The sequence below is a fragment of the Pseudomonas sp. MOIL14HWK12:I1 genome (assembly GCF_000510705.1).
Taxonomy (GTDB): Bacteria; Pseudomonadota; Gammaproteobacteria; order Pseudomonadales; family Pseudomonadaceae; genus Chryseomonas; species Chryseomonas oryzihabitans.
This window is the reverse complement of record NZ_AZNY01000003.1, coordinates 438,870-460,483: the sequence shown is the minus strand read 5'-3', so window position 1 is coordinate 460,483 and position 21,614 is coordinate 438,870. Positions and strand designations below refer to the sequence as shown.

The following is a 21,614-nucleotide window of genomic DNA, read 5'->3' as shown; positions in this document are numbered from 1 at the left end:
CCAAACGGCGCCAGGCTTTAGGGCTCGCCGGCGCGGGATGGACGAAATGCCGCCTAAACCTCCTCCGCCTCGTTTAACCGCGTCTGCGCCAGACGTTTCGCCCCGGCCACGTCGGCCTTGCCGGTTCCCAGTTTCGGCAGGCTGTCCACCGCCACCCAGGCCGAGGGCAGCAGCAGTCCGCCCACCCCCTGGGCCAGCAGGGTCTTCTCCACCGCCGCCGCGTCCAGGGCGCCGGTATGCAGCACCACGATGCGCTCGCCCTTTCGGGCATCCGGCAGATTGACCGCCTGCAGCTCGATCTCCGGATCGGCCACCGCCCTGGCCAGGGCCTGCTCCACGGCGCCCAGGCTGACCATCTCGCCGCCGATCTTGGCGAAGCGCGAATAGCGGTCGACGATGGTGAGAAAGCCGTCCTCGTCCAGCCGGCCCTGGTCGCCGGTCACATACCAGCGCTCGCCGTCGATCTCGCGGATGGCCTTGGCGGTGCGCTCGGGATCGTTCAGGTAGCCCTGCATCAGTTGCGGCCCGCCGATCAGCACCATGCCGGCCTCGCCGGTGGGCAATTCGGCAAAGGTCTGGGGGTCGACGATCTTGAAGCCGGTCCCCGGCAGCGGCATGCCCACGGTGCCGAGCTTGCCGCCGCGCTGCACCTGCAGGTAGCTGACGTCCAGGGCATCGGGCAGGTTGACCGAGGCCACCGGGGCGGTCTCGGTGGCGCCGTAGCCTTCGTAGATGTCCTGGTTGAACTTGAGCTTGAAGGCCTCGCGCACCGCCGGATCCAGGCGTTCGGCGCCGGCCACCACGATGCGCAGGCTCTCCAGCATCAGCGGATGCACCTTGGTGTTGCGCACGAACAGCCGCAGGAAGGTCGAGGTGCCGCAGAGCACCGTGGCGCGATGGGTCGCCACCGCCTTGGCGATGCCGGCCACGTCGGTGGGATCGGCCTGGCAGACCACCGGCACCCCCTCGATCAGCGGCAGGAACTGGGTCACCGTGAGACCGAAGGCGTGGAACAGCGGCAGCGAGGCCATGAAGACGTCGTCGTCCTGGGTATTGAGCACGTCCGAGGTCTGCTTGAGATTGGCCATCAGGTTGCGATGACTGAGCATCACCCCCTTGGGCGTGCCCTCGCTGCCACTGGAGAAGAGGATGGCGGCGGTGGCCTCGGGATCGTGGGCGCGACTCACCAGCACCTGCAGCATGGCGGTCGGCAGCAGCCAGACCGCCAGCCAGTTGGCCAGCAACTCGGCCTTGCCGATCCCGGCGCGCAATGCCTCCAGATCCACCACCTCGCGCCCGGCGAGCAACTCGTCCACCGGCAGGCCGCGCTGGCGCAGGCGATCGAGAAAGCGCGTCGAGGTGTAGACGGTGCGGATACCGGCCTGGTCCAGGCCCGAGGCCAGGGCCTCGGGCGTGGCCGTGTAGTTGAGATTGACCAGCGTCTTGCCGGCCAGCAGCACCGCCATGTTGGCCAGCATGCCGCCGCTGCTGGTGGGCAGCAGCAGCCCAAGATTCGGCTCGGGCCGCTTGCGCATCCGCCGCGCCAGGCAGGCGGCGCCGGTGAGCGCCTGGGCGGCCTTGAGCGGAGCGCCCAGGTCGTCGATCAGCGCCAGGCCATTGGGTCGGCGCTTGACGCTGGCCACCCAGGCATCGGCCAGCGACGGCAGGCCCTGCATGTAGCGCTCCCAGGAGCGGATCGACAGCTCGAAGATCCGCCGCTTGAGCACATCGGCCGGGGTGTCCTTGGCCAGCGCCTTGCCAAAGGCCACCACCACCTCGCGGTGCAGCGGACTGTCGCGCAGTTCCTTGAGCTTGCTGGAGGAGCGCGAGAACTGGCTGCCCCAGAGGCCGCGCAGATAGAAGGGCACGATCTGCACCTCGGACCCGACCCGCTCGCAGGCCTTTTCGTAGCCGCGGCGGAATTCGCCGAGTTGCCCGGTGCGGCTGATCGCCCCTTCCGGAAACAGGCAGACCACCTCGCCCGCGCTGAGCAACGCCGCCACCTGCTCCAGCGCCGCCCCGGCACCGTTGCCCTGGGCGATGGGCAGGCAGCCCATGGCCTTGAGGAAGGGCTTCAGGTACCAGCGCTCATAAATGGAGCGCAGCATCACGAAGCGCACCGGGCGCGGACTGGCGATCTGCACCATGGCCCAGTCGACCCAGCTGATGTGATTGCCCAGCAGCAGCACTCCGCCCTGGGCCGGCAGGTTCTGCAGCCCCTGCACCTGGATGCGGTAGTGGCGGGTGACCATCAGGCCGAGCAGAAAGCGCACCAGACTCTGCGGCAGCTTCCACACCGTGTAGGCGCCGCCGATCAGCGCCACCGCGGCGATCAGCAGCAGCAGCCAGCGACTGTCCAGGCCGAGCAGGGCGATCACCGCGGTGAGCACCAGAAAGCTCAGCATGGCGACGTTCTGTACCCAGTTGTTGGCCGCCAGCACCGTGCCGAGCTGGTCTTCCCGGGCATGGAACTGGATCAGCGCATTGAGCGGCACGATGAACAGCCCGCCCATCAGCCCGATGAAGACGAAGTTGAGCGCATGCACCAGCGCCGAACTGGGCGCCGGCAGCCACCACAGACCGAGGGCGATGCCCAGGGCACCCACCGGGATCAGGCCGGTCTCGATGCGCCCGCGCGAGGCTCGGCTGGCCAGCGCCGAGCCGAGGGCGATGCCGATCCCGGCGCAGGCCAGGATGCCCTGCAGCAGCAACACGTTGTCGATGCCCAGGTGATCCTTGGCATAGGCCGGAAAACTCGCCAGCAGCACCTGGCCCACCGACCAGAACACCGCGAGGCCGATGATCGACAGGCGGATCACCGGATTCTCGCCGATCACCGCCAGGTTCTGCCGGGCGCTCTGCAGCCGCACATAGGCATGCCAGTCGAAGGGTGCACGCGGCCTGGGCTCTTCCAGCAGCGGCAGGCGATAGAGCAGCGCCACCTCGGCCAGGCTGCAGAGCACCAGCAGCCAGCCCAGCGGGGCGATGTCCTGCAGGATGGCGTGAGGCGTGGCCTGGTCCGCGCCCAGGTGCAGCTGGAAGAAGGCGGTAAAGACCACGGTACCGGCGAGGATGGCGATGATGGAATTGGCCTGCACCAGGCCATTGCCCTCGGCCAGCCGCTGCTTGCCGAACAGCGCCTTGATGTAGCCGTACTTGGCCGGCGAATAGAAGGTCGCCTGGATGGCCAGCAGGAGCGTCATGGCAAAGGCCAGCTCGAACAGCCCGGCGTAGTAGGCCAGGGTGATGCCGAGGGTGATGGCCACCGCCGCCCAGCCGCCGAGGCGCAGCACCCGCACCTTGGCGAAGCGATCGGCGACATGGCCGGAGGGGCTGAACAGCAGGATGAAGGGCAGCAGCATCATGCCGTTGACCAGCGCGGTCAGCACCACCTGGGTGGAACCGTCATAGACCTTGAACACGGTGTTCTGGATGACGATCTTGTGGCCAAGATCGACGAAGGCGTTGAGAAAGACGGCGATCAGGTAGGGCCAGGCCCCCTTGATCCGGTGCAGCTTGTCCATGCGGAGTCTCTTTCGAGCAGGGGAGTTCGTAGCCTGAGTGAGACGCCCTGGCAGCGCAAGCAGGGCCATTGGTCAACAAATATGCGAATCAGGGCTATACAAGCTCGTGAAAGCGCGTATGGTGTAGGCACTGCTACTGCAATAGTTACTCGATACCTGCTTGATGTTGCTTCATTTTCATCTCCTGGCTCGTCTCACTCTCGCATTACAGTCCCGCTAGCGAATGTCTCGCTAACGTGGTTGTTCCCCCTACACCCTGGAGATACTCATGTCCAATCGTGAAAATGGCACCGTCAAGTGGTTCAACGATGAGAAAGGCTACGGCTTCATCACCCCGGAAAGCGGCGCCGACCTGTTCGTGCACTACCGCTCCATCGAAAGCGCCGGCTTCAAGAGCCTGAGCGAAGGCCAGAAGGTCACTTTCGTGGCTGTCAAAGGCCAGAAGGGTATGCAAGCTGACCAGGTTCAAGTCGTCTAACGACTGATCCGGTTGTAGAAAGGCCCCACTTCGGTGGGGCTTTTTCATGGGCGCAAATAAAGATTCTTACCGTTGGGCGCCCCGGCCTGCACCTGTTGTCTTCGAAGTGGCTTTGCGGTCCAACTTAGCAGCTAGCATGCATGGCTTTATGCCGAGTAATCATGGCCTCTTCCTCGCTTTTCGCCGCTTATCGCGAAATTCTCGCCCCAGTAGACGTCGCGTTACTCGACAAGAGTCGGCATTCCGATCCCATCCATGCAGGATTGTCCGGGCTATTTTTAGCCGGCTACTCGCCTTACCTGACTACTGCGAGCAAACGGGTGATGGTTGTCGGACGGGAAACACGCCAATGGAACGTCCTTCGAGCAGATAGGCCGTTTATCGACAAAGACGATTACCTAGAAAAGGCTATCGCAGAGTCTCAGAACTATCTGAAAGACGCTCTAGCGCAATCTGCGGATCCTGGCTGCAGTTTCTTCAATTTTGTTCGCGACCTCGCTATCCGGTATGGGCACGATGGGATCATCTGGGCGAACCTCTTCTGCTTTTCGTGGAAGGGCGGATCGCCCATGAGGGCAGACCTGTTCAAGACGATTCGCGACATTTCCGAACGCTTCTTGAAGGCTCAGATCACCCATCTGCGGCCGGATATGATCATCTTTGCCAACGGCTCAAGCTCGGCATACGTTCGCCAAACCTTCTTCCCTCATAAAAATCCAGGCAGTGTATGTAGCGACAGTCGTCACTACACGGAGCAAGGAATCGCAAAGGGGCAGCTCTGGTCATTCCGGCTATATGGCCAAATACCCTGCTATCGCATTCAGCATCCCAGCTCTCGCAGTCGCCAAGCTCGGGCAGCACGTACCGCTTTGCTGCAACTCCTAGAATCCGATCAGCTCAACCCTTGTCATACGCCCGCTCCAGCGCCTCATTGAGCGTCCGCACCACCTTCACCCGGGCGAACCTCTTGTCGTTGGCCTCCACCAGGGTCCAGGGCGCGATGGCGGTGCTGGTCTGGACCACCATGTCGTTGACCGCCTGGCTGTAGAGATCCCACTTGTCCCGGTTGCGCCAGTCGTCCTCGGTGATCTTGAAACGCTTGAAGGGCGTTTCCTCGCGGGCGCGAAAGCGTTCGAGCTGGGTGTCCTGGTCGATGGCCAGCCAGAACTTGGCCAGCACGATGCCGGCGTCGTGGAGCTGTTCCTCGAAGTCGTTGATCTCGCCATAGGCCCGCTGCCAGTCGGCGACGGGCGTCAGCTCCTCGACCCGCTCCACCAGTACCCGGCCGTACCAGGAGCGATCGAAGATGGTGAAGTTGGCCTGCCGCGGGATGTGCCGCCAGAAGCGCCAGAGATAGGGCTGGGCCAGCTCCTCGTCGCTGGGTGCGGCAACCGGGACGATGCGGTACTGGCGCGGATCCAGGGCGCCGGTGACCCGGCGGATGGCGCTGCCCTTGCCGGCGGCGTCGTTGCCCTCGAAGGCCGCCACCAAGGCGTGGCGGCGATACTTCTTGTCGCGCAGCAGGCGCGCCAGGCGCGCCTGTTCGGCGAGCAGCTGGTCTTCGTAGTCGGCCTTGTCCAGGCGCTGGGTCAGATCCATGGCTTCCAGCACGCCGCGGCCATCCACCGGCGGCGGTACCACGGCGGCGGCTCGACGCTGCTTGCGCGGCTTGTTGGCCAGGGCGCGCTGCAGCGCCTTGAGCAGCACGGTGCCGACGGTCAGGCTGCGAAAGCGCTCGTCGAAGCCGGGCACCACGTGCCAGGGGGCGTAATCGTGGTGGGTTCGCCGCACCACCCGTTCGCCCTCCTTGACGAAGCGGTCGTAGACCTTGGCCTGGCGCCAGTCCAGTGGACTGAGCTTCCAACCCAGGCGGGGATCGTTCTTGAGGTGCTTCAGGCGCTGCTTGAGCTGCGGCTTGGAGAGGTGGAACCAGAACTTGAGGATCAGCGCGCCTTCGTCGGCCAGCATGCGCTCGAAGCGTTCCGCCTGGCCAATGGCGGCATCCAGCTCGACGCGACTAAGTTCCTTGTTGACCCGGCCGTGCAGCATCTGGCTGTACCAGTTGCCAAAGAAGACGCCGGTCCGGCCCTTGCCCGGTAGGCGCTGCCAGTAGCGCCAGGCTGGTGGATGCTGGCGCTCCTCGGCGGTGGGCTGGAGAAAGGTCTCGACGCGGATCAGGCGCGGATCCATCCACTCGTTGAGCAGCTTGACCGTCTCGCCCTTGCCCGCCCCCTCGATGCCATTGATCAGCACGATCACCGGGAAACGGCCCTGCGCCTTGAGTTCGTACTGGGCGGCCAGCAGCGCCTCGCGCAGCTTGGGCAGCTTGGCGTCGTAGGTGGCCTCATCGAGCAGGTGTTCGTTTTCGGCGGCTTCGAACATCCGGATCTCCTTGCGCAGGTGGTCGGGCAACTATAGCCCTTCTGACCCGGCCTGCGGCAGGCGGTGCCCCGCACCAGGCGGCATGAAGGAAATATGACGTTTAGATGAAATTTGGCATCTCCCGCTGTCGTGGAGGTCTTTCATACCGTTACGCTCCCGCGCAAGCGGGTGCGGCAGTCCACCCTATTGAGGAGAGTTCGATGGCCTTTCGTTTCGATGCACGGCAACCGGCTGACGAGGAAGTCCGCCGCGTGGTGACGGATCGTCTGGTGCAGGCTGAAGCGTCCCTGGCGAGCGGTACCCCCAAGGGCGTCCACGAGACACGCAAGCGCCTCAAGGAATTGCGCGCCCTCCTGCGGCTGCTGCACGGCGCCCTGGGCAAGCGCGCCTTCGCCAGTCGCAATCGGCGTCTGCGCGACCTGGGCCGGGAGCTGTCGTCGCTGCGCGACAGCGCCGCCCTGGTGGAAAGCTGGGACAAGCTGGGCGAATCCGATCGCAAGAGATTCGCCTCACCGGCCATGAAGCGCGTGCGGCAGCGGCTGCAGGAGCGCGCCGACCAGCAGATCGCCGCGGCCAGCGGCCATCCCGAACTGCTCGAGGAACTGACCGCCATGCGTGAGGAGGTTGCTGGCTGGAAACTGTCCGGCAAGGGCTTCGCCCTCTTCGCCCGCGGCCTGGAAGACAACTACAAGGCCGGGCGCCAGGCGCTCAAGACCGCGCGCGACAAGCCCACCGACGACAGCCTGCACGACTGGCGCAAGCGGGTGAAGGATCACTGGTATCACACCCAGCTGCTCGCCGCGGCCTGGCCGGCGGAATTCAAGACGCGGCAGAAGAGCCTCAAGCGCCTGTCGGAATACCTGGGCGACGATCACGACCTGGCGGTGATGCAGCAGCTGCTGCTGGACGAGCCGACCCTGTTCGGCGCCAGCAACACCCGCCTGGCGATCGGCGAAAGCCTGGCCCAGCAGCGCGAGCGGCTGCAGGCGAAGGCCTTTTCCCTGGGCCTGCGCCTCTATCTGGACAAGCCCACTGTCCTCGCCGAACGCTGGCGGGATCTCTGGCGGCTGGCCAGCCGCCCCTATGCCCCGCGCAAGACCAAGGGCCAGAGCGCCAAGGCCCCTGCCGGACTGCTTCCGCACCTGGTCGAGGAATCGTCAGTCTAACGTCTACGCCAGACGGGATTTGTCGCGCGTGCTGGTGGTCCAAGTCCGGGCACACCACCACGCCGAGGTCTCGCGATGAAATCCAAGCTGCTCGCTTCCCTGTTCGCCTGTTCCGTCCTGGCCAGCACCGCCGCCCTGGCCGACCAGCCCGGTGCCGACTGGATGCCCATGAACGACGTCAAGTCCAAGCTCATGGAGCAGGGCTACACCTCGATCACCAAGATCGAAGCCGATGACGGTCAGTGGGAAGGCGAAGGCATGAAGAAGGATGGTATGAAGTACGACTTCCATGCCGACGCCAAGACCGGCGAGATCACCAAGGAAAAGATGGACATGTGATCTCTCGGGGATCCGGCCACGCGCCCGGATCCCCACCGACACCTGCGCCTCTTCCTGCCCGCTCTCTGCCTGGTCGGCTCGTCCTGAGCCACCTTCTTGTCACCTAGGAACCCCCATGTACAGTACCGCTTTGGTCGAGCTGCTGCGCACCCACGAGCGGTCGCTGCTCGATGCCTGGATCGGCGCCCAGCGCGCGGCCGGCATGCGCATCGACCTGCTCGATGAAACCACCATCCTGGCCAACTCCGCCGAATTGCTGCGCCGCATCACCGTGGCCGCCGCCCAGGGCCTGGGCAATCTGCGCGAGCCGCACTGGCAGCCGGTGCGCGCGCTGCTGGAGCGCTTCTCCTTCGACCAGAGTCGCGCGGGCCTGACGCCCGCGCAGACGGCGACCTTCGTCTTCTCGCTCAAGGAACCGCTATTCAACCTGATCCAGAACGAATGCGACGATCCCCTCGCCGAGATCTGGGCCGCCACCCGGCTGATCGACGATCTCGGTCTGTACAGCATGGAAAGCTTCATGAGCGGCCGCGAGACGGTGATCCGCGAGCAGCAGGAAAGCATGCTGGAACTGTCCACCCCGGTGGTGGAGCTGTGGGACGGCATCCTGGCCATCCCGCTGATCGGCGCGCTGGACAGCAACCGCACCCAGGTGGTGATGGAGTCGCTGCTGGAAAAGATCGTCCAGACCGGATCGGACATCGCCATCATCGACATCACCGGCGTACCCACGGTGGACACCATGGTCGCCCAGCACCTGCTCAAGACGGTGACCGCCGCCCGGCTGATGGGCGCCCAGTGCATCATCAGCGGCATCCGCCCGCAGATCGCCGCCACCATCGTCCACCTGGGCGTGGACCTGGGCGACGTCATCACCAAGGCGTCCCTGGCCGATGCCTTCCGCCTGGCCCTGCGCCAGCAGGGCGTGCGCCTGGCCGCCCCGGCCGCCAAGGGTTAGGGAGCGCCTCATGATCGAGCGGATTCCGATCCTCAAGCTTGGACCCTTCCTGCTGCTGAGCATCCAGGTGGACATGCACGACCAGCTGGCGCTGGACCTGCAGGAAGACCTCACCGAGCAGATCGTGCGGCACAAGGCCAAGGGCGTACTCATCGACATCTCCGCGCTGGAAATCGTCGACTCCTTCATTGGCCGGATGCTCTCCCACATCGCCCAGGTCTCGCGCATCCTCGATGCCAAGGTGATCGTGGTCGGCATGCAACCGGCGGTGGCCATCACCCTGGTGGAACTGGGGCTGTCGCTGGAAGGCATCGCCACGGCGCTGAACATGGAAAAGGGCATGCGCCGGCTGGAAGCCATGGTCGCCGCGGACGAATCGCTGGAGGAGTCAGAGGGTGGCGAAGACACAGACGCTTCCACTCCGCCAGGAGACTGACATCGTGCTGATCCGTCAGCAGGTGCGCAAGGTCGCCGAAGCCATCCGCCTGGGCCTCATCTCCCAGACCAAGATCGTCACCGCGGCCAGCGAGATCGCGCGCAACGGCCTGGTCTACGGGCTGGGCGGCGAGTGCCTGATCGAGGAGACGCTGCGCGCCGGCAAGCCGGCGATCCGCCTGGTGATCCGCGACCAGGGCCCGGGCATCGCCGATCTCGAGCGCGCCATGGTCGACGGCTACACCTCGGGCAAGGGCCTTGGCCTGGGCCTGTCCGGTTCGCGGCGACTGGTGGACGACTTCCACATCGACAGCCAGCCCGGCCAGGGCACCACCGTCGAACTCTGGAAGTGGCGATGAACGACCAGCCGTGCAGCCTGGTGCTGCCGGTGAGCACCAGCGTCCATGTCGATGCCGCCCGGCGCGCCCTGGTCCGGCTGGCCGGCACCGTCACCGCCGACGAAACCCTGCTCGGGCGCCTGACCATCGTCGCCCAGGAGCTGGGCTACAACCTGGTCCGCCATGCCGGGCACGGCGAACTCCTGGCCACCCTGGGCGGCGAAGGGGTGCTCGATGTCCTGGCGGTGGATCGCGGCCCGGGCATGCACGACGTCGCCCGCTGCCTGAGCGATCACTACAGCACGGCCGCGACGCTGGGCGCCGGCCTGGGGGCGATTCGCCGGCAGGCCGATGTGTTCGACATCCATTCGCGACCGGGTCAGGGCACCGTGGTGCTGGCGCGCTTCCATCTGGCCGGGACGCCCAGCAGCCGGTTGCAGCATGGCGCCCTGTGCACGCCGCACCCCGAGGAGCAGCTCTGCGGCGACACCTGGGCGGTCAGCGGGCGTCGCCTGTTGGTCTGCGACGGCCTGGGCCATGGCCAGCAGGCCGCCACAGCCAGTCGCCGGGCGCGGGAACTGTTCCTGCGCCATGGCGCGCACCTGCCCCTGCAGCGGCTGATGGAGAATCTGCACCAGGCGCTGATGGAAACCCGCGGCGCCGCCCTGGCGCTGGCCGAGCTGGACCCGGATCAGGGCCAGGTGAGCTTTTGCGGCATCGGCAACATCGCCGGGCGCCTGCTGGGCAACACCACACGCAGCCTGGTGTCCAACAACGGCACCCTGGGCTACCGGATCGGGCGGATCCAGACCTATACCTACCCCTGGACGCCCGGCACCCTGCTGGTGCTGAACTCCGATGGCATGACGTCCAAGGTGGGACTGGGCGAGCACTCCGGGCTCGGGGCGCGCCATCCGGCGCTGATCGCCGCCCTCCTGCACCGCGACTTTCGGCGCTCCGCCGACGATGCCACCGTTCTGGTACTCAAGCATGTCTGACGTCTTGCCCCTGCTGACCCTCGCCCTGCACAGCGAGCAGGACATCGTGCACTGCCGCCAGGCCGCCAAGCGCCTGGCCGCGGCCATGGAGTGGCCGGCGCTGGAGCAGATCCGCCTGGCCACCGCGGTCTCCGAACTGGCGCGCAACATCCACCAGTACGCCGGCAGCGGTCACTTCGACTTCGCCCTGCTGCGTGGCGAAGACCTGCGCCTGCGCGGCCTGGAGGTGCGGGCGGTCGACCAGGGTCCGGGCATCGCCGAGATGGAGGCCATCCGCGCGGGCAGCTATCGCTCCAGCACCGGCATGGGCATCGGCCTGCGCGGCGCCCAGCGGCTGTTCGACGACTTCGACATCCAGACCTCCCCTGCCGGCACCTGCATCACCGCCCGCAAGTACCAGGCGCCGCGACCCTTTCCCGAGGCGGAGCAGCTCCAGGCGCTGACGGCAGAGCTGCAGGGCAGTCCGCCACCGGATCCCTACCAGCAGATCCGCCTGCAGAGCGAAGAGCTGCTGCTGACCAACACCGAGCTGCAGGTGCGCCAGTCGGAACTGGAGGTCACCAACAAGGAACTGGAAAACACCAACCAGGGCGTGGTGGCGCTCTATTCCGAACTGGAAAAGGCCACTCAGGAGCTCAAGGAGGCCAGCGAGGCGAAGACCCGTTTCTTCTCCAACATGACCCATGAATTCCGCACCCCGATCAACATCATCGAGAATGTCGCCAAGCTGCTCGCCAGCGGCGTGGACGGGGCGCTCAATGCCGAACAGCAGCGCCAGGTGCGCTTCATCAGCGATGCGGCGCTGGAACTGGCGAATCTGGTCGGCGAGTTGCTGGCGCTGGCCGAGGTGCAGTCCGGCCGCCTGAGCATCGTGCCCCAGCCCTTTGCGCTGGGGCCTTTCATTGATCGCCTCGAACAGTTCGCCGCGGCCCTGGCGCCGCGCTATCCGCAGGTCAGCTTCAGCGTCGCCCCGCCGCCGGCCGGGGTGCTGCTGGATACCGACGAGAGTCGGCTGTTCCAGGTGCTGCGCAACCTGATCTCCAACGCCTTCAAGTACACCCCCCGGGGCCAGGTGCGCATCCAGGTGTTCCAGCCCGACGACGCCAGCCTGGAATTCCTGGTGGAAGACAGCGGCATCGGCATCGCCGCGGCGGATCAGCAGAAGATCTTCGAGGAATTCGAGCGGATCCGTTCGCCGCACCTGACCCATATCGAAGGCACCGGCCTGGGCCTGCCCCTGGCGCAGCGCCTCGCCGTGCTGCTGCGCGGCGAGCTGTCCCTCGACAGCGAAGTCGGCCGCGGCAGTCGCTTCACCCTGCGCCTGCCGCGCCACTACGCCAGCCACCGGGCCGCCGAACCAGAGCCCGATCTCAGCGGCCTCACCGTGCTGGTGATCGAGGACAACGAGGGCGATCGCTATCTGGTCCGGCGCACCCTCGAACGCCTCAATCCGGTCCTGCTGGAGGCGGACAGCGCCCGCAGCAGCCTGGACCGGCTCAATGCGGTGCGCCCGGACATCATCATCCTCGACCTCGACCTGCCCGACATCAATGGCGAGGACCTGCTCGCCAGCATGGACTGGAGCATGCACCGGCGGGTGCTGATCAACACCGCCCAGCCCCTCGACGAGGCGGGCCGCCAGCGCCTGCAGGACTACTGCCACGCCATCCTGTTCAAGCACGCCCCCGATCACGCCGAGCGGCTGCTGGCCGAGGTCTGCGCCCTGGCGCGGAGCCTGTCCGATGACTAGTGCCCCGCGCCGCATCGTCATCATCGACGACACCGAGGCCAATCGCTATGTGCTGCGCAAGATCCTCGGCAGCCAGAGCCACTATGAGGTGCTGGAAGCCGCCAGCGGTGCCAGCGGCCTGGCGCTGATCGACGAATCCGTCGAGCTGGTGATCATCGACGTCAATCTGCCGGACACCACCGGCTTCGAGCTGATCCAGGCCATCGAGCGCAAGTGTGGCTGGGGCCGGCTGCCGGCCATCATCAACATCTCGGCCACCTTCGTTTCCGGCAAGGACAAGGCCCAGGGTTTCAATACCGGGGCCCAGGCCTACCTGACCCACCCGATCAATCCGGAAGAGGTGCTGGCCACCGTCGGCGCCCTGCTCAAGGCCAGCTCGCGGGTCGGCCACATGGAGCAGCAGCGCAATTCGGCCATCGCCCGCAGCGAGAATCTGCAGGCGGAAAAGGTCATGCTCGAACGCTTCATGAGATCACTCAACCACGACCTGCGCTCGCCGCTCACCGCCGCCACCATGGTGGTCAACCTGATGCAGCGCAATCCGGCGCGGCGGACCGACGATCTGCTGCAGACCCTGCACGACAACCTGCAGCGCATGAACCAGATGATCACCGACGTGCTGGACATCAGCCACATGAGCCTGGGCGGCGGCGTCCGCCTCAGCGGCGATCCGCTGGTGCTGGGTCCGTTGCTGAACGACGCCGCGGCCAACCTGCGCCTGCAGTTCGCCAATCATCTCGACCTGCGTCTGGAGACCCCGGCGCAGGAGGTGCTGTGGGACAGATACGCCTTCCTGCGCATCTTCGACAACCTGGTGCTCAACGCCGCCAAGCACGGCGAGGCGGGAACGCCGATCCGGGTCCGCCAGTGGCTAGCCGACGACCAGGTCATGCTGGAGTTGCGCAACCTCGGCCAGTTTCCCGACGAGGTCCTGGCCAACCTGGCCACGCCCTATTTCATCTCCACCCGCAGCGACAAGCGCGGCTGGGGCCTGGGCCTGCCCATCGTCAAGGCGCTCAGCGAAAGCTTCGGCGGCGAGGCGCGCTTCGCCAATGGCACGGGCGAGGTGGTCATCACCCTGCACCTGCCGCTGCGGCTGGCCTAGCGACTTTCGGGGCAGCGCGCCGCGATTATCCTGGTGCCGGTAGCGTGGAAAACCGCACAACGTTTTCCGCTGGTGCAAGACAGGACTTGGGCGACGTGGACAAGGCTGCGCCGTTGTCCACGCTACGGGGCTACGCGCAGCGTCCGTAGGCTGGGTTGAGCGCAGCGAAGCCCAACGCTGCCAGGGATGAATCCGCGCGGCTGGGCTTCGGCGATGGAGCCACCTCCGCCCAACCTGCCTCCTCAGAACTCGATCTGCACATCCCCTTGCGGGATGCTGCAGCAGGACAGGATATAGCCTTCGGCTTCGTCTTCCTCGGTGATGCCGCCGTTGTGGTCCATGACCACCTCGCCGCTCTTCTTGAGCACCTTGCAGGTGCCGCAGATGCCCATTCCGCAGGCCTTGGGGATGTGCAGGCCGAGCTTGGCCGCGGCGCCGTGGATGGTTTCGCCGGGGCCGATGTTGACGCTCTTGCCACTCTCGGTGAAGGCGACGTTGCATTGGGCTTCCAGGGGAATCGGCGGCAGTTCGGCCGCGGCTTCGGCCTGCTCGGCCGCCTCCACCTTGGCTTCCGGCGGCGTCGCGCCGAAGGATTCCTCGTGGTAGTGGGTCATGTCGAAGTCCAGCTCGCGGAGCATGGCCTTGACCGCGTTCATGTAGGGCGTGGGGCCGCAGCAGAAGATCTCGCGCTCACGGAAGTCCGGCGCCATCAGCTCCAGCATGCGGCGGTCGAAGTAGCCGCGATAGCCGGCCCAGGACTCGCCGTGCTCGGTGCGCTCGCACACCAGATTCAGAGCGAAGTTGTCGATCCGCGCCGCCATGTGCTCCAGCTCGCCCTGGTAGATGATGTCGCGCGGGGTGCGGGCGCTGTGCACGAAGACCATGTCGACGCTGGCGTTGGTGTCGTAGAACCAGCGCGCCATGGACATCACCGGGGTGATGCCGACGCCGCCGGAGAGGTAGAGCACCTTGTCGGCGGGATAGTCGATGGCGTTGAACAGGCCGACCGGCCCGTGCACGGCCAGGTTGTCGCCGACCTTCATGTTGTCGTGCAGCCAGTTGGACACCTGGCCGCCCGGCACGCGCTTGACGGTGATGGAGAAGCTGTAGGGCACCGAGGGGGAACTGGAGATGGTGTAGGAACGCATCACCTGGCGGCCGTCGATCTCCAGCTCCAGGGTCACGAACTGACCCGGCTTGAAGAAGTACATCAGCGGGATTTCGGCCGTGAAGCAGAAGGTGCGTACGTCCCAGGTTTCCTGGATGACCTTGACGCAGCGCACGGGGTGGCGGCCATTGGTCCAGGTCTGGGTGGTTACGGGGTTGAGGAAGGTATTCATGACGCACCTCGACTGCCACTGGGGCTATTGGCGGCGATTCTGGGAGGGCCCCACGACCGTCACTTTCCCAATCGCGACATCCACATGCCGATGGCGACCGGCCCAGCAATGGCAAGGGCTGGGGCGTCGTGAACAGCGTCGGCCATGTCGCCCATGAGCAAGGCCCCCTCCCGGCTCCGGCCCCACACTCCGCCCCAAGCCGAACCTGAACAGCGCGCGACGGGCGACACCCGGGGTCATTCGGCGGCCCTGCCCCGTCGGCCAATAGCCTTGCAATACCGTGACCAACCACTTTCGCCACCCGCCGCGGTGGCCACGAGGATGTACGATGGACGTCAGCACCTTGAGTTTGGGCGACCCTCTCGATCCGGCCCGCAAGGCCACGGCCGAGATGCTGCGCACCCGCGAGCGCACCTACTCCCTGCCCCAGCCGTTCTACAACGACGAGCGCCTGTTCCAGATCGACATGCAGGAGATCTTCGGCAAGGAATGGCTGATCGCCGGCATGACCTGCGAGATCCCCACCAAGGGCAACTTCATCACCCTGCAGCTGGGTGACAACCCCATCCTGGTGGTCCGCGGTGCCGAGGGCAAGGTGCACGCCTTCCACAACGTCTGCCGTCACCGGGGTTCGCGCCTCTGCGTCAGCGACAAGGGCAAGGTCGCCAAGCTGGTCTGCCCCTACCACCAGTGGACCTACGAGCTGGATGGCCGCCTGCTGTTCGCCGGCACCGAGATGGGCGCCGACTTCAACATGGCCGACTTCAACCTCAAGCCGGTTCACGTCAAGACCGCTGGCGGCTACATCTTCATCTCCCTGGCCGACGAACCGCCGGCCATCGACGACTTCCTGCGTACGCTCGAGCACTACATGGAGCCGTACGACATGGAGAACACCAAGGTCGCGGTGCGCACCGATCTGGTCGAGCAGGCCAACTGGAAGCTGGTGCTGGAAAACAACCGCGAGTGCTACCACTGCAACGGCTCCCACCCCGAATTGCTGAACACCCTGCTGGAGTGGGACGACGTCACCGATCCGCGCGCTTCCCAGGCGTTCAAGGATCAGGTCGCCGCCTGCACCAGCCGCTGGGACGCCGACAACATCCCCTACGCCCATGCCAGCTTCGGTCTGCGCAACCGCATCGTGCGCATGCCGCTGCTCGCCGGCACCGTGTCCATGACCATGGACGGCAAGCCCGGCTGCAAGAAGCTCATGGGGCGCATCAAGGACCCGGACCTGGGCTCCATGCGCATCCTGCACCTGCCGCATTCCTGGAACCACTGCATGGGCGATCACATGATCGTCTTCACCGTCTGGCCACTGGGTCCGACCGAGACCGTGGTGACCACCAAGTGGCTGGTGCACAAGGATGCCGTGGAAGGCGTCGACTACGATCCGGTCAATCTGCGCAAGGTCTGGGATGCCACCAACGACCAGGACCGCCGGCTGGCCGAGGAAAACCAGCGCGGTATCAACTCCAAGGCCTATCAGCCGGGTCCCTATTCCAAGACTTACGAATTCGGCGTGATCAACTTCATCGACTGGTACAGCGAGCGGTTGCTCAACAACCTCGGTGAAGAGGCGCCGGCGGCGCACCTGCGCCAGGTCAGCGGCGACTGACCGCGTACCGGACCCTCCTTCCGTGGAGTCGCAAGGACTCCACGGAAGCCTACAAACGTCTGACCTTTCTGATGCTGCGAGCTTTTGCCGCACCCGTCCTAGGGCCTTTTCGCCAAATCATCACCTAAAGTTGTGACCCTGTTCGCACTCCGAACCCTCCTCCTCCTAGCAGGCCGTCATGACTCTTCGCTCCCTGTCCATCGCTACCCGCAACCTGCTGTGTTTCGGCATCCTGGCGGTCCTCGTCGCGGCGCTCGGCCTCTTCGGCTGGTACCAGCTGTCGGAGATCCGCCAACTGGGACACCAGGTGGAGCAGCGCTACATCCCGACTCTGATCGCGGCCGACAATCTCAGCCTGCTGGTGGCCCGCACCCGCATCGAAACCCTGCGCCTGCTGGCCATGCCCGATGCCCAGACCCTGGCCAACACCCGCCAGAAGCTGGACGGTCTGAGCACCGAGGTGCAGGCCATCTTCGGCCGCTATCAGCACGAGTTGCTGTCGACGAAGAGCCGCACTGCGCTGGATGAATTGCGCCAGGTGCACCAGAGCTACATGCAGGGCGTGCAGCAGATCGCCGACCTGGCCGGTGCCGGTCAGCTCGACCAGGCCCGTAAAGTCGTGCAGCAGAGCATGGGCCCGCTGGGTACGCGGATGAACGCTTGCATAGAAACGCTCCGCCAGGCCGTCGAGCAGGACATCCACGCCGCCAGCGCGGATGCGGATGCAGCCTATGCACGCTCCAACAGCGTGACCTGGCTGGCCATCCTGGTGACCCTCACCCTTACCGGCCTGCTGGCCTGGCGCCTGACGCGCAGCGTGGCCAACCCCATCGCCCAGGCGGTAGCGGCGGCCCGTACCATCGCCGCGGGAGACCTGACCCAGGCGCTGGACAGCCGTGGCCACGACGAAGCGGCGCAGCTGCTGCAGGCCATGCAGCAGATGCAGGGTCAGTTGCGCGAGACCCTGGGACATATCGGCGATTCGGCCAGCCAGCTGGCGTCCGCCGCCGAAGAGATGACCTCGGTCATGCAGGAAAGCGCCACCGGCCTGCAACAGCAGAACAACGAGATCGAATCGGCGGCGACCGCCGTCACCGAAATGAGCCAGGCGATCGAGGAAGTCGCCGGCAACGCCTCCTCCACCTCCAATGATTCGCGCCAGGCCGCCGATACCGCCGTTCAGGGCCAGCGTCAGCTGGGCGAGACGCTCACGGCCATCGAGACCCTCACCGAGCAGGTCCTGGGTGCCAGTGCCCGGGCTCGCGAGCTGGAAACCCAGACCCGCAACATCAGCCAGGTGCTGGACGTGATCCGCTCGGTCGCGGAACAGACCAACCTGCTGGCCCTGAACGCCGCCATCGAGGCGGCGCGCGCGGGCGAGGCCGGTCGCGGCTTTGCCGTGGTGGCCGACGAGGTGCGCGCCCTGGCCCATCGCACCGGTGAGTCCACCCGCGAGATCGAGGGCATGATCGGCGATATCCAGCAGGGTACCGGCCAGACCGTCGATGCCTTGCTGACCAGCGCCGACCAGGCGCGCCAGACGCGTGAGCAGGCGCAATCGGCCAATGCCGCCCTGGCCGTCATCGCCCAGTCGGTCGCGGGCATCGACGAGCGCAACCTGGTGATCGCCAGCGCCGCCGAAGAACAGGCCCAGGTGGCGCGCGAAGTCGACCGCAACCTGGTACGCATCCGCGACGTGTCGGTGCAGACCGCGGCGGGTGCCGAGCAGACCCGCGCCTCCAGCCAGCAACTGGCGGCGCTGGCCGCGACCCTCAGCGGGCAGGTGCAGCGCTTCCAGTTCTAGCCGTGATCGCGGCTGACGACCGGCCAGTGCTGACCACCGGCCGCCCCTGGTCATACTTCCGTCAGATTTGGGACGAATGACCATCAAGTCACGGCGACCCTAGCCGTTAAAGGGGGCCTCACTCTTCACCGGGGCTGCCGCCGTGACCTTTCGTTCCTTCTCCCTCGCCATTCGCAGTGTGTTGTGTTTCGGCCTGCTGGCCATCCTAGTGGCCAGTCTGGGTCTGTTCGGACTGCTGCAACTGTCGCAGATCCGTACCCAGGGCCAGGTCATCGAGACCAACAACGTGCCCAGTATCGTCGAAGCCGACAACCTCGCCCTGCAACTGGCCCGCACCCGGGTCGAGGTGCTGCGTCTGCTGGCCATTCCGGATGCCGCCACCGTCGCCAACACACGCAAGAAGATCGACAGCATCAATGCCGACATCGGTGCCGGTTTCGGTCGCTATGAAAAACTCGTCAGCAGCGATCGCGAACGCCAGGCCTTCGATGCCCTGCGCCAGATCCACGGCGACTATGTCCGCTACACCGCGCAACTGGCCGATCTGATCGGCGCCGGCAAGCTCGACGAAGCCCGCAGCCTCATCCAGACCAGCATGGCCCAGCTCGGCGTGCAGATGAACGAGCGCACCGAAGCCCTGCGCAAGATCAACCAGGAAGACATCAAGGCCGCCTCCCAGCACTCCGGCGAGACCTATGCCCAGGCCACCTCCATCACCTGGATCGTGATCGCCCTGGCCCTGGGTCTGACCGTGCTGCTGGCCTGGCGCCTGACCCTGAGCATGACCCGGCCCATCGCCGAGGCCGTCGCCGCCGCCCGGACCATCGCCAATGGCGATCTGACCCAGACCCTGGATACCCGCGGTCACGACGAAGCCGCTCAGCTGCTGCAGGCCATGCAGCAGATGCAGACCAATCTGCGCGACACCCTGGGCCACCTGGGCCACTCCGCTACCCAGCTGGCTTCGGCCGCCGAGGAGATGACCGCGGTCATGCAGGAGAGCGCCCACGGCCTGCAGCAGCAGAACAGCGAGATCGAGATGGCGGCCACCGCCGTCACCGAGATGAGCCAGGCGGTGGACGAGGTGGCTGGCAACGCCACCTCCACCTCGTCCGAATCGCGCCAGGCCGCCGATACCGCGCGTCAGGGCCAGCGGCAGCTGGGCGATACCCTGGGCGCCATCGAGGTGCTTACCGAAAACGTGCTGGGTGCCAGCGAGCAGGCTCGCCAGCTGGCCGAGCAGACCCGCAACATCAGCCAGGTGCTGGACGTGATCCGCTCGGTCGCCGAGCAGACCAACCTGCTGGCGCTCAACGCCGCCATCGAAGCGGCGCGTGCCGGTGATGCCGGTCGTGGCTTCGCCGTGGTCGCCGACGAGGTCCGCGCCCTGGCCCATCGCACCGGCGAATCCACCCGCGAGATCGAAGGCATGATCGGCAGCATCCAGCAGGGCACCGGCCAGACCGTCGATGCACTGCTGACCAGTGCCGACCAGGCCCGCCAGACCCGCGAGCAGGCGCAGTCGGCCAACGCCGCCCTGGCCGCCATCGCCCAGTCGGTGTCGGGCATCGACGAGCGCAACCTGGTGATCGCCAGCGCTGCCGAAGAGCAGGCCCAGGTGGCCCGCGAGGTGGATCGCAACCTGGTGCGCATCCGCGATCTGTCGGTGCAGACCGCCGCCGGTGCCGAGCAGACCCGCGCCGCCAGCCAGCAGCTCTCCGAACTGGCAGTGGAGCTCAACGGCCAGATCCGCCGCTTCCGCGTGTGACCTGACCGGCAGGGACGCCCCTGCCGGATCCCGTCGCGGTGGCAAAACCGGGAGGCGACCGCTACGCTGGCGCCTTCGCCCACCGCGCCTCTCTCGCATGAGCTATCGCTACGTCATCTTCGACTTCGACGGCACCCTGGCGGACAGCCTGCCCTTTCTGCTGAGCTGTCTCGGCGAGCTGGCGCAGACCCATGGCTTTCGCCAGCCAGCCGCCGACGAGTGGCCACGATTGCGCGCCTCCTCCCTGACCGGTCTGCTCGACAGCCTGGGCATCCCGCTCTGGCAGGTGCCCCGCATCGCCCGGCACTATCGCCGCCTGCTGGTCCAGCGTGGCGCTCAGGTCCTGCCCTTCGCCGAGATTCCCGCCACCCTCGACCGCTTGCAGGCCAGTGGTCTGCAGCTGGGCCTGGCGACCTCCAACTCCGCCGCGGCCGTGCACCAGGTGCTGCCCCAGGCCGGACGCCTGTTCACCGCTGGCGAATTCGACATCCCCCTGCTGGGCAAGACGCGGCGTCTGAAGCGCCTGCTCCACCGCCAGGGGATCACGCCGGCCGAGGCCCTCTATGTCGGTGACGAACTGCGCGATCTGCAGGCCGCTCGCCGCGCCGGACTGGGCTGCGCCGCCGTGGCCTGGGGCTATGGCTGCCCCACGACGCTGCGCGCGCAGCAACCCGATCTCTTCTTCGAACAACCGGCCGAGTTGCTGCGGCTGCTGCCCTCCCCCTGCTGAAGGAATGCCCATGAAGTCTCTGTTGCTGGTCGCTGGTCTCGGTCTGAGCGGTCTCTTGCAGGCCGCCGAACTGCAGGTACGGGTGGAGACGGTCGATGCCTCGGGGGGCCAGTTGCTGCTGGCGGTATTCGATAGCGAAGCGGCCTGGAAAGCGCACAAGACGCCCGTGGCCCAGGCCCATCTCGCCGCGCAGGCGGGTACCCAGGAGCAGCGCTTCGAGCTGCCGCCCGGGCGCTATGCCGTGTCGGTCATCCACGACAGCAACGGCAACAGCTCGCTGGACACCAATTTCATCGGCATGCCCACCGAACAATACGGCTACAGCAACAATCCGCCACTGCGCATGCGCATGGCCACCTTCGAGGAATGCGCCTTCACCCTGCCGACCGCAGGCCTGCGCCAGCAGGTGACGCTGCGCTAGGCCAATGCTGTCGTGCACAGGCTTCCAAACAGAAAATCAACAGACTTATCCACAAGTCTTTTAGCGGCGATCGCTGAGTCCGACGCTGAACAGACGTGGATAACTCCTTGGGCTGGCAGCAGAAATCCCTTGACTCGGGAATAACCCGGAAAACTGGTCATTATTTGATCGATTCTCTGGAAGCCGCGCCAGCTATGGCCTCTGGCACTAGACGAACAACCTATCCACAGCCCTATGCAGCTCTATTGTGGGTTGTGGAAAACACCTAAAAGAGGATTGATCATTTTTTGTACGATCCTCTGCAGGCCTTGCCAGCCATGGTGTACAGGCCAGGTCCCACATCTTTTCCACAGGCACGCACACAGCAGATGTGGGAAAACCGGACCGCGGAGTGCGCCTTCGGCAGCCTGAGCGACCTAAACGAAATTGGCTATTTAATGAGCAATTTTGCCCGGAC

At 65.9% G+C, this 21,614-nt stretch carries 17 protein-coding genes and 3 pseudogenes; 17 read left to right on the top strand and 3 right to left on the bottom strand.

Going from position 1 to position 21,614, the window contains the following annotated elements:
* Window positions 1–53: 53 nt before the first annotated feature.
* Window positions 54–3,524: an acyl-[ACP]--phospholipid O-acyltransferase gene (locus tag PSEK12I1_RS0102075; RefSeq protein WP_027600538.1), complete on the bottom strand. Its 3,471-nt coding sequence runs from the start codon at window positions 3,522–3,524 to the stop codon at window positions 54–56.
* A gap of 268 nt (window positions 3,525–3,792) precedes the next feature.
* Between PSEK12I1_RS0102075 and PSEK12I1_RS0102070 the strand changes: the two genes are divergently transcribed.
* Both PSEK12I1_RS0102070 and PSEK12I1_RS24510 read left to right on the top strand, forming a co-directional pair.
* Entirely contained in the window at window positions 3,793–4,002 is a 210-nt protein-coding gene (locus tag PSEK12I1_RS0102070; RefSeq protein WP_007160189.1) for a cold-shock protein, read from the top strand.
* A 161-nt stretch (window positions 4,003–4,163) separates the two neighbouring features.
* Entirely contained in the window at window positions 4,164–4,937 is a 774-nt protein-coding gene (locus PSEK12I1_RS24510) for a hypothetical protein (RefSeq protein ID WP_155951388.1), read from the top strand.
* On the opposite strand, the gene pap is transcribed toward PSEK12I1_RS24510, so the two are convergent.
* The gene (gene pap / locus PSEK12I1_RS0102065; protein ID WP_027600537.1) at window positions 4,900–6,384 is read right to left on the bottom strand and encodes a polyphosphate:AMP phosphotransferase; all 1,485 of its coding nucleotides are present in this window, start codon (window positions 6,382–6,384) and stop codon (window positions 4,900–4,902) included. The genes PSEK12I1_RS24510 and pap overlap by 38 nt on opposite strands.
* Window positions 6,385–6,584: 200 nt before the next feature.
* Between pap and PSEK12I1_RS0102060 the strand changes: the two genes are divergently transcribed.
* From PSEK12I1_RS0102060 to PSEK12I1_RS0102025, 8 genes are all read left to right on the top strand, one after another.
* Window positions 6,585–7,550, top strand: a complete 966-nt coding sequence (locus PSEK12I1_RS0102060) for a CHAD domain-containing protein (RefSeq protein WP_027600536.1) — start codon at window positions 6,585–6,587, stop codon at window positions 7,548–7,550.
* Between the two features lie 75 nt (window positions 7,551–7,625).
* Window positions 7,626–7,889 (top strand): PepSY domain-containing protein, encoded by a 264-nt coding sequence (locus PSEK12I1_RS0102055; RefSeq protein ID WP_027600535.1) that lies wholly within the window; start codon window positions 7,626–7,628, stop codon window positions 7,887–7,889.
* Between the two features lie 115 nt (window positions 7,890–8,004).
* Window positions 8,005–8,847, top strand: coding sequence for an STAS domain-containing protein (locus PSEK12I1_RS0102050; protein WP_027597260.1), 843 nt, complete (start codon window positions 8,005–8,007; stop codon window positions 8,845–8,847).
* 10 nt (window positions 8,848–8,857) lie between these two features.
* Window positions 8,858–9,283, top strand: coding sequence for an STAS domain-containing protein (locus tag PSEK12I1_RS0102045; RefSeq protein WP_007160184.1), 426 nt, complete (start codon window positions 8,858–8,860; stop codon window positions 9,281–9,283).
* A gap of 4 nt (window positions 9,284–9,287) precedes the next feature.
* The gene (locus PSEK12I1_RS0102040) at window positions 9,288–9,641 is read left to right on the top strand and encodes an ATP-binding protein (RefSeq protein ID WP_037006590.1); all 354 of its coding nucleotides are present in this window, start codon (window positions 9,288–9,290) and stop codon (window positions 9,639–9,641) included.
* Window positions 9,638–10,618, top strand: coding sequence for a SpoIIE family protein phosphatase (locus PSEK12I1_RS0102035; RefSeq protein ID WP_027600533.1), 981 nt, complete (start codon window positions 9,638–9,640; stop codon window positions 10,616–10,618). Before PSEK12I1_RS0102040 ends, PSEK12I1_RS0102035 begins: the two co-directional genes overlap by 4 nt.
* Entirely contained in the window at window positions 10,611–12,368 is a 1,758-nt protein-coding gene (locus tag PSEK12I1_RS0102030; RefSeq protein ID WP_027600532.1) for an ATP-binding protein, read from the top strand. Before PSEK12I1_RS0102035 ends, PSEK12I1_RS0102030 begins: the two co-directional genes overlap by 8 nt.
* The gene (locus tag PSEK12I1_RS0102025; protein WP_027600531.1) at window positions 12,361–13,473 is read left to right on the top strand and encodes a response regulator; all 1,113 of its coding nucleotides are present in this window, start codon (window positions 12,361–12,363) and stop codon (window positions 13,471–13,473) included. Before PSEK12I1_RS0102030 ends, PSEK12I1_RS0102025 begins: the two co-directional genes overlap by 8 nt.
* A gap of 242 nt (window positions 13,474–13,715) precedes the next feature.
* Here PSEK12I1_RS0102025 and PSEK12I1_RS0102020 read toward each other — a convergent pair whose 3' ends face one another.
* Window positions 13,716–14,813, bottom strand: coding sequence for a hybrid-cluster NAD(P)-dependent oxidoreductase (locus PSEK12I1_RS0102020; RefSeq protein WP_027598761.1), 1,098 nt, complete (start codon window positions 14,811–14,813; stop codon window positions 13,716–13,718).
* Between the two features lie 328 nt (window positions 14,814–15,141).
* Here PSEK12I1_RS0102020 and gbcA point away from each other — a divergent pair, with 328 nt between their 5' ends.
* From gbcA to PSEK12I1_RS0101990, 7 genes and pseudogenes are all read left to right on the top strand, one after another.
* On the top strand, window positions 15,142–16,434 hold the full coding sequence (gene gbcA / locus PSEK12I1_RS0102010; RefSeq protein ID WP_027600530.1) for a glycine-betaine demethylase subunit GbcA: 1,293 nt from the start codon (window positions 15,142–15,144) through the stop codon (window positions 16,432–16,434).
* A gap of 178 nt (window positions 16,435–16,612) precedes the next feature.
* Window positions 16,613–17,383, top strand: a pseudogene (locus tag PSEK12I1_RS25175) (MCP four helix bundle domain-containing protein); the annotation flags it as partial.
* A pseudogene (locus PSEK12I1_RS25170) lies at window positions 17,378–18,238 on the top strand (methyl-accepting chemotaxis protein); the annotation flags it as partial. The pseudogenes PSEK12I1_RS25175 and PSEK12I1_RS25170, both read left to right, overlap by 6 nt.
* Before the next feature lie 142 nt (window positions 18,239–18,380).
* Window positions 18,381–19,151, top strand: a pseudogene (locus tag PSEK12I1_RS25165) (MCP four helix bundle domain-containing protein); the annotation flags it as partial.
* On the top strand, window positions 19,134–20,006 hold the full coding sequence (locus tag PSEK12I1_RS25160) for a methyl-accepting chemotaxis protein (protein WP_371099479.1): 873 nt from the start codon (window positions 19,134–19,136) through the stop codon (window positions 20,004–20,006). The pseudogene PSEK12I1_RS25165 and the gene PSEK12I1_RS25160, both read left to right, overlap by 18 nt.
* 97 nt (window positions 20,007–20,103) lie before the next feature.
* Window positions 20,104–20,736 (top strand): HAD hydrolase-like protein, encoded by a 633-nt coding sequence (locus tag PSEK12I1_RS0101995; RefSeq protein ID WP_027600528.1) that lies wholly within the window; start codon window positions 20,104–20,106, stop codon window positions 20,734–20,736.
* Window positions 20,737–20,746: 10 nt separating this feature from the next.
* A complete protein-coding gene (locus tag PSEK12I1_RS0101990) occupies window positions 20,747–21,157 on the top strand; it encodes a DUF2141 domain-containing protein (protein ID WP_037006587.1) in 411 nt (136 codons plus the stop codon).
* Window positions 21,158–21,614: the final 457 nt, after the last annotated feature.